Annotated in this window: 8 protein-coding genes; all 8 read right to left on the bottom strand. The window is 33.1% G+C overall.

All coding sequences use genetic code 11. The features are described from left to right. Nucleotides 1–83: 83 nt before the first annotated feature. The 8 genes from M2098_RS11330 to M2098_RS11295 all read right to left on the bottom strand — a co-directional run bounded on the left by M2098_RS11330 (nucleotide 84) and on the right by M2098_RS11295 (nucleotide 8711). Nucleotides 84–359, bottom strand: coding sequence for a sigma factor (locus M2098_RS11330; RefSeq protein ID WP_280684567.1), 276 nt, complete (start codon nucleotides 357–359; stop codon nucleotides 84–86). Between the two features lie 42 nt (nucleotides 360–401). Then, nucleotides 402–971, bottom strand: coding sequence for a signal peptidase I (gene lepB / locus M2098_RS11325; RefSeq protein WP_280684565.1), 570 nt, complete (start codon nucleotides 969–971; stop codon nucleotides 402–404). Between the two features lie 13 nt (nucleotides 972–984). Then, nucleotides 985–1815: a hypothetical protein gene (locus M2098_RS11320; protein ID WP_280684563.1), complete on the bottom strand. Its 831-nt coding sequence runs from the start codon at nucleotides 1813–1815 to the stop codon at nucleotides 985–987. A 92-nt stretch (nucleotides 1816–1907) separates the two neighbouring features. Further along, complete coding sequence (locus M2098_RS11315; protein ID WP_280684561.1) at nucleotides 1908–3047, bottom strand: polymer-forming cytoskeletal protein; 1140 nt, start codon at nucleotides 3045–3047, stop codon at nucleotides 1908–1910. A 1207-nt stretch (nucleotides 3048–4254) separates the two neighbouring features. Then, nucleotides 4255–5079: a hypothetical protein gene (locus M2098_RS11310; RefSeq protein WP_280684560.1), complete on the bottom strand. Its 825-nt coding sequence runs from the start codon at nucleotides 5077–5079 to the stop codon at nucleotides 4255–4257. Nucleotides 5080–5150: 71 nt separating this feature from the next. Continuing rightward, nucleotides 5151–5699 carry a biotin transporter BioY gene (locus tag M2098_RS11305; protein ID WP_280684558.1) on the bottom strand — a complete coding sequence of 183 codons (549 nt, stop codon included), beginning with the start codon at nucleotides 5697–5699 and terminating at the stop codon, nucleotides 5151–5153. Nucleotides 5700–5815: 116 nt separating this feature from the next. Continuing rightward, nucleotides 5816–7081: a hypothetical protein gene (locus tag M2098_RS11300; protein ID WP_280684556.1), complete on the bottom strand. Its 1266-nt coding sequence runs from the start codon at nucleotides 7079–7081 to the stop codon at nucleotides 5816–5818. A 127-nt stretch (nucleotides 7082–7208) separates the two neighbouring features. Next, entirely contained in the window at nucleotides 7209–8711 is a 1503-nt protein-coding gene (locus M2098_RS11295) for a hypothetical protein (protein WP_280684554.1), read from the bottom strand. Between the last annotated feature and the right edge of the window lie 118 nt (nucleotides 8712–8829).

The raw sequence follows: 8829 nt of genomic DNA, 5'->3' as shown, positions 1-8829 counted from the left end.
ACCTCTTGTGCAATACAATCATTGTATTACACAAGACACTACGCCGCAAGCAGCGGGGAAATGCCCACGAATAGAGCTATGCTCTATTTATTATAAGCAATCGTAAAAATCCAAGCATGAAAACTCTTTGGATTTTTTAACATTTGGATATTTTTATATACACTTAAAAACGTTTCTTGTACCACTTCTTCGGCATCTGCTTGATTTTGCATCAATTTTAAACCAAAATAATAAATTGGATTTTTGTAGAAACCGTAAATCGTATTAAACGCGTCAATATCACCATTTTGAAAACGCTCGATGTAACTAATATCCAATTCTTTATGTTCCCTATTTTTTCCGTTTGTATCCACACTCATACATCATCCCCCGTATTTTTAATTTATATACTCACACATTTTTTACTTGCCTATGACAAATAAACCTTTACTTATAATGTCACTACTTTTTACTGCCCCAAACATTCTAGAATCTCGTGAAACTCTTCGATTATCACCGCAAAGAAAATATTCATCTTCACCTAGAACCAATGGCCCAAAGTCACTAGTGAATGTCTCAATTCCATTATTCGTTTGTTTATTTATATAACTTTCATCAAGAAAGTATTCATCAACAACTTCACCGTTCACATAGAGTGTGTCATCACGGTACTGGATCGATTCTCCAGGTAAACCGATAACACGTTTGGTCAAATTTTTTTGTTCCTTGTGATCGTAAGTTGTTACGATATCGAAACGTTCAATTTCGCCAAGATATCGAGTTAAAATTCCAGTGAATCCAATTTCTCCATGTTCTAGGTTTGGATACATGCTTGATCCTTCTACATATACGATGCGCACAATACAGGTTAAACAAACATATAAGGCTAAGGTCAATGAAAAAACAAGTCGCAATAATTTCAACGCCTCAAGTTTCCATTTATTTCTTTTAATGTCGTTTCGCAATTCAATTTGCTTATTTGATTGATGCATATATTCACCACCTTCACACACGGTAATATTTCCTTTGTTTCCTATACACGTAGATTCCTGTAGCACCTAAAATGATGGCAAAAAAGTGCCACGTTTTTTTACTACCCGTTGGAATATTTTGTTTATTTGTTTCTTGATCATCTATAACATCTAGTTGAAGTTGAAAACAACGTACACCGTTATCTCTTGCGGTATACACTCCTGCTACTTCTTTATGATTGATTTCTAGTTGCAATACTGGGCCACTTGCTAACTGTGTACGTTGACCAGTTGCATCTATGTGCTCCCAAGTGATTTGATGATCAAATGAAAAATCATTATTTTGTTTTATTGTTACTTGCTTCCAGGCTCCAGCTGTATATTGATAGGTTTCGTTTCGACTATAGGAGAGTTCAATTTCAATATGATCGCCTATCTTTGTTTGCTGATATAAAATGCCTTGCTGAAAGTTACTTTCGTCTATTATTGTCTGATTCAAAAGAATTTGCAGACAATTTCCCTCTTCCATGATGATTTGTTTTACATCCTTACCCAAAACACTTACATCAAGTTGTTTTACATACCATGAGGAGCGTTTTGATGGAACTTTTATTCTTGCGAATTGTTGGCTTCCCAAAAAGATATCATTTCCTACAAATGTTATATCCTCCTGTAACCACAACTCTTGTATATCGTTGTTATTTTTAAATGCTTGTTCAGCAATTGCACTGACGCGTTTTCCCTTATATATTGTTGGTATTTTTACAACTGCTTCTTTTCCAACATAACGTATAATTTGCATAGTTCCATCTGCTAATTCTTGATAGTAAAAATTTTGATCTTGATAGATGTTTCCAGTTGGCATATGACTATCGATTACTGTGCTTAATACACAAACAGATAAACAACTTAAGCAAAAAAGTTCCTTTAAAAATATCCTTCGAAGTTTATGCATTCCTATAAATTGTCTTCTTGACTTTGTACTTTTAGATTTTCACCGATGTTCATCTTACCAGCGATTTTCGCACCTTTTTCAATGTCAATATATTTTGCATGAATATCACCCATAATCATCGCTGTACGTGAAAATGAAATTTCACCATCCGCTGTTACATTCCCTTCAATGGAACCTTGAATATCCATAGAATTTGCTTGTATATTCCCTTTTACGAATGTTTCACTGCCAACATATAAGTCTTGTTCTACATTTACATTTCCGGCAATTTTCCCGTTTTCTAAACATAATGATGCAGCGCTAACATCGCCGGTAATTAATGCGTCTTCTGTAATTTCGACACGCTCTTTACAAATTAAGTTTCCACGAATTTCACCTTTCACTAATAATGGTGTTGTTACGGTAACATTTCCATCAATCACAATTCCTTTAGCAAATACTGAACTTTCTGTAGGCATATCTGGAATGATTGGTTTCACTGGTGTTTCTTGTGATTCATTTTCTTCTAAATATTCATCAACGCGTTCTTTAAATTTTTCTTTGTATTTCTCATCGTTAAATTTCATCATGTCATGTTCTCCCTCGACTTTATTTTGTATTTCTGTATACTCTTGCTCCTGTTTATCCATAACTTTTACTGCAGTAGGTTGGTCGTTTTGCAACGCTACACTTGGTTTATAATTGTTAGCTTGCAACAATACTTGTTCCATATCGTTTTGTAAAGCGTAAATCTTTTCACCTTCATTCTCGATAAACTCATTGATATATGACAACAATGCATTTGCTTCATTTAAGTCATAATCATCAATAGGCCGATTATAGAGAGAAGCAAGCATTGTGTTGCATCCATCCAACGTTCTTGATAACTCCTTGTAACGAGTATCCAGTTGTTTGCTTTGCATTAATGCTAAGATGTCTTTGTCGGTTGCAGCCAGTTGTCCCATATGCTTCCAATGTTCCGAGTCCAGCGTATTTGCCAACTCTTCATAGGCACTTTTCGACAACGCAAGTTCTTTTATATATTTTGACTTGAGCAATCGTCGCACCAATAGCGTCACAATAAACGTGAGTCCCAGTAAAACCAGAAACGTAACGACAAAAGGAATGGAAAATATTCCCACTGCCAGAATCAAATATTCCATAGTTGGTCTCCTTTCTTCTTCGCCCAATAATAAATTAGTCGTACAAGACGACTTTTAGGTTCACTTTTTTATAAAAAAAATTAAATTTTCATCACAAAGTTTTATCATCAAAGATATTCTTCAGTAAAAAGAACACTTAAAATGACGAATCACTATTGTATTTCTACTTGTAATGTTTCTTGCTTTTCCTTTTATTTCTCCTTATCACAAAACGATAAAATGAAGAACTAACATAAAGTTTGAGAAAAAACATTTCTTTGTATCTATAGTCCATACCATTTTTATAGCGACGACATCTCATGTACGTATTGTGATTTATTTTTTGCCTTTGTATTTACAAGTGCATTTGCAACATGATGCACAATGAATGAGATACACCAAAAATGATAGTCATTCATTAGATTACAAACTATGATTTATTTTGGTGTTAATCCTCCGATTACTCCATCAAAATTAAATAAACGAATGACTAAAAATACACACCGTGTATTTGATCTTTATCTACTTTTCTACCCCTAATTCACTAGTCACATGATTTGTAGCCTTACATTATCAAATAAAAAAATTATTGTCTTGTATTGCAAGAACTTTTTTTATTTCAAGTAGTTTCATGACATTAATATGTTTTTCTATGTCATACTCATTTACTATACATAATTTACACTTATTATATTTTATTACGTCAAATAGAATTTCGTAGCCATAAAATGCCAAATCAACCATGCGATATGCTTGTAGATAATTCTATTTTTTACACTCGATTTATAGGTGAAAAAAATTGCTTAAGTATGCGCGTGAAATTATTCTCTACCAACTAAACCGCACTAGCCACATATGCCATAAAACCATGGAAATTGTGACGTTAAATATAGCTTCAAATAAAAAAATAATACCTATTCTCTTTCGAGTTTAGGCATTATTTTTAGCATAATTTGTTTGTGCGTACTTACCTGAAAAATACTACCATATACCAAGCATATATAGTGCTACCAAAATCATTTTCTTTTAAAAAAGATGTAGAAGTACAGTTTACAGGAATTGGCTTTTATATGTATAAACACCATAGTAAAAACATAGATAATCAAAAATTATCCTAAAATAAGATTGAACGTTTTATAATGTATACATTATTGAAAAGTCGAACAACAAATGGAACAAATCAACAAAAAAGAGCTGTGCTCCAGATTTGGTTAAATATGCCTATCTATCACAGACTCTTTTGTTTATATTCATATGCACATAAATCGCATAGTGAGCGATATCGTAGTAAATCCGTAAACTTACTATATGTAATTGGTTTTTCTATTTGGTGCGTTTGCAGTAATTTTACTAGCTGCTTTTCTTCTGTAAAATTTGGACCACACATCACTTCAAATGAAGATATTAGTTCATCAGTTACCGGTAATGCTACATGTGTATATTTCATATCATCTAAATAACTTGCTTGCAAACGTACTTCATATTCATATTCCCAGGCAACATCTTTAATGTAGCCTGTAAGTTGTTCATGATTCAAACGAAAATCATGTACTTGTTTATGTGGAATCCTCTCATTACGCAAACGTATATTATCTTCACTAGTATATGCAACATCATGCATTACTAACGAATTTGGTTTTGCTAGTTTTGTATAGCTTGGCTTTCCATCCACAAAGCGTACGCCTTCTACAGTTTTTATTGAATCCAACCACTGAAGAATTGCTTTTCTAGGAATACGAATACTAATCGCTTGTGTTGCTGGTATTCCATACAGTCCCCACATTGCCATATTCTCTTTACTGCTTGCACTAAAACACAGGATGTAGGTTTTTGCCCAATGCAATTGGCTTCCGGTATACATCCGTTCGTGTTGATCATTCATACTTGCATTATCACCACGTGATAGAAACCAACGTTTACTATTTAAAATGTTTTGTAGTCCGGCTAGAGTCGTATAGTGCGTGTATACAAGTCGATTGCTTCCCTTTCTTTGCAAATATGTAACAAGTTCGTCAACAGTTACTACATCTTTTAATATCCCTATTGTTTCCATATGACCCCCTTATGTGATTGCTCTATACTCAGTATAGCAAACTCTAGACACACAAGAAATGAAAAGTCTGTTTATCCTTTTCTTTTCATTTGAATTCTTGGCAATCGTTTATACAGTAAACTTGCCACAAAGCAAGAAAGTAGATCCCCAGGTAAATATACAAGAAATAAAAAATATAAAACCCAACTAGCTTCAAATACTTTTCCATAATATACGTATTGAATAAAGACAAAATATCCAACACCAAATATATAGATTACTAGCATCCCTAAAATACAAACTATAAAGTTCTTAACAACATTTGATTTATCACTTGCAAATTTTCCAACAACATACGAACCAAACACGAAACCAATTAAATACCCAAAGCTTGGATAAAATATATAGCTAGGACCACCCCCAGTTGAAAATACCGGTAATCCAATGAGTCCCACCAATATATACACTAAAACTGCAATTGGTGCATAGACTTTTCCTAGTACAAGTCCCGCTAATACAACAAATAGCGTTTGTAATGTAATAGGTACAATTGAAATTGGCAGTTTGATAAATGCTCCTACAGCAATAAGCACTGAAAATAATGCCATATATGATACTTGTTTTGTCGATAGATTTTTCATACATATACCTCACTAGCCATTAGATTACCATCATCTGAATCATTTGTAAATATATTTTGAATATCAAAGTATATTTACATGAAAGTACCTGGCAATAAATCACCAGGTTTCTTATTTTATTTCCAATTACTTCTCAACTTCTTACTACGAATCATGAAAAGTACAGATGTACCCAACATAACCATATACATCATTCCATTTGATGTATCATTTGTCATTGGTGGATTCTTTTTTGTTGGAGCAACACTTGGTTTTTGTGTGTTTGGTTGCTCTTTTGGTGTTTCCTTAGGTTGTTCCTTCGGCTCCTCTTTTGGTTCTTCTTTCGGTTCTTCTTTCGGTTCCTCTTTTGGCTCTTCTTTTGGTTCCTCTTTTGGCTCTTCTTTAGGTTCTTCCACAGATATCTTTGTTACTATAAACATATCTGCACAGTTTTCAGCATCAGAACCAACTTTATTTGCTTCAACACCTTGTGCGTCTGTTGAAGATAGTGTACATATTCCAATTGAAGATGGCTTTGGAGGAATCTCTTCATCCTTACAACTAGCAATATTGTAGTAATAGTTCAATTCCTTAAGTTCACTACCTGCTAAGAATAGTGTTTCCGAACCATACTTAACCCAAGCCGAGTCAGCTGGTAATGAAACTTGTGCAATATTTAGACCAGGAATTTTTACTGTATAACCATCTTCACTTTTTACTGCGGTAACATTAATTTTATTTGAACGAATAAACTCATTTCCAAAATTAAAACTTAAGTCTTCAAAATTTAATGCCTTCATAATTTGTTTATGTAAAGTTAAATATGGAAATTTATTCCCACCAATTTTCAAATACGCTAAATTACTTGCATTATATAAGAAAAGCGGATTACTAATCGATGTATTATACAATTCAACATTTTGAAGTGAATTACTTATAATCCCTTCACCAGTTAGTTCAGAATTTTCTACATGTAAAATTGATGGTTCCACAGTCCCTTCAATAGTTACTAGACTCATGTTATTGATAAAGCCAACAGTCTGAATCGCTGCATAATCAGGAAATATAACTTTCTCTACATCGCTACTTGCGATCCAAAGATGATTAATATTGTAATTCTTGCTTAAATCTAATACTTTTATTCCAGTTACATTTGTGAGTCTTACATCCATTGCATTTGGGTAATTCTCTAATGTCACATATTCATCCATTGATGTACTCATTACATTAATAAATGCTGCATCTAAATTATCAGGTAAAGCGTTGTATATCTTTGCATTTTCATTTGTTTGTGTATTTGTCACTTCACCTTCTTCTGGGTTAGTGAAAAAACCTTCCGTATTTGGTAGGATTGTTCCAACCAGTATTGTAGTCAAAGTGATTACTTTTACTGCTATATTCATGTTCTCTCCTTACTTTTTAATTTCACACACATGGTATTAATAATGCACACAAAGCACTAGTATATTTACTAGCACTTTATGTTTCTTTCTTTTATTAAAGAATTTCGTTACTTTATGCGATTTAATTCTATTTTTTTACTTTTTGTAATTTCCTAGCAGATAATGCTGCTACAGAAATTAGCGAAATTGCAAGTAATGCATAATAGTAACTCATATTTGTGTAATCTGCAGTATTAGGTGCTTTACTTGCTACTGCGATACTTGTAGCTTTTATTGGTTGCTCCTTAGGTTCTTGTTTTGGCTCTTCTTTGGGATCTTCTTTCGGTTCCTCTTTTGGTTCTTCTTTAGGCTCCTCTTTTGGATCTTCGACTGGTGTTAATTCCGTCATGATAAACTTATGGGTATTACGTAAACCAGCATGTCCTTTGTAGTCAGGGATGAATTGTGAAGGTCCATGGAATCCACCACCGCAGTTCATTCCTGTTTCAATTGAAAATGGATCAACAACACGGTAATAGTAATTTAGTTCTTCTAAAGTATCCTGTTTTAATACAAACGTATTTCCATCAAGAATTTCCCACTTGCTATCTTCAGGTAATAGTACACGTTCCATATCCATATTATCTACTTTCACTGTGTACATACCATCTGCTTTTTTTGCAGTTAATGCAACTTTATTCGTGTTCACATACATGTCTGGTGTTCCATCTGTATCATCTTCTGCCAAGAATAAGAAATCATACATTAATGGATAATCATAATATGCAGCACTGTAGTCATGGTAATCTACACGAGTACTTGCAGCTTCAGAAACATTTAAGTAACTGAATTTATTTCCACCAACAAGTAACCATTCAAGGTTATGTGCATTTGCTAATAACTCACTATCTGATACATTTGTGTTAATTAAATCAAATGTATACAGGTTCTCAACATCAATATTTAAATTAGCAATTGGAGCATTTACAATCATTAATTCTTCTGCATGTAATTTTCCTTCAATATTTACTAAGTTTGGCATATCTTTCAATACAAAACGTAAGTGTTGAATTCCTTCATTAACTTTTAATGTTGATGCATCGGAACGAACTACAAATAAATCTTTCAAACCTAAAACTTGGCTTGCGTCAAGCGTAGCTGTTTTTGATCCGCGAATTGTTAATTCAATTTGATTTCCTGGATCTTCATTAACCTGCACAGTATGTAAATTTGGTGCTTCAAATAGAATTACTTCAATTGAGTAACCTAAAAATAATGGTGTTCCATCCGGATTATATCCAGCCCAGAATGAATTCGTACTTTTCAGTCCTGTAAGATCCAGTACTGCACCTTGGTAGTCATAAACTTCTAATTTTTTAATTTTTGTAAAGTGTTCAATTCCAGTAAAGTCATTTACAGGATACTCATTATATTCAATAGATATGTATTCTGTCGCTAAATCATAATCATATAATGTTGTACGTCCATCAAACTTGTTAATTATATAATTTCTAAATGCTTCATCTGGAAATGTAGTTTCATCAACTACGATTTGATTTTGTTGTATTTGGGTTTCTACTTCAGTTGGTTCGTCTTGGACAAATCCAGTCATCAACGAAAAAACCATTAAAGCGGCTAAAATTTTTTTCATATACTTCCTCTCCTTATAGTCATGGTAGTGTAAAAAATAGATCATTTTGCACTACCTTTATCTTTATCTGTTCAGCCTGTTTGACTGTAACATTTTTTTCATTTTCCACACTTTTTTG

The organism is Breznakia sp. PFB1-19 (genome assembly GCF_029893935.1).
GTDB lineage: Bacteria > Bacillota_I > Bacilli_A > Erysipelotrichales > Erysipelotrichaceae > Breznakia > Breznakia blatticola.
The sequence above is the reverse complement of the archived record's forward strand: the minus strand, read 5'-3'. Positions and strand labels throughout refer to the sequence as shown.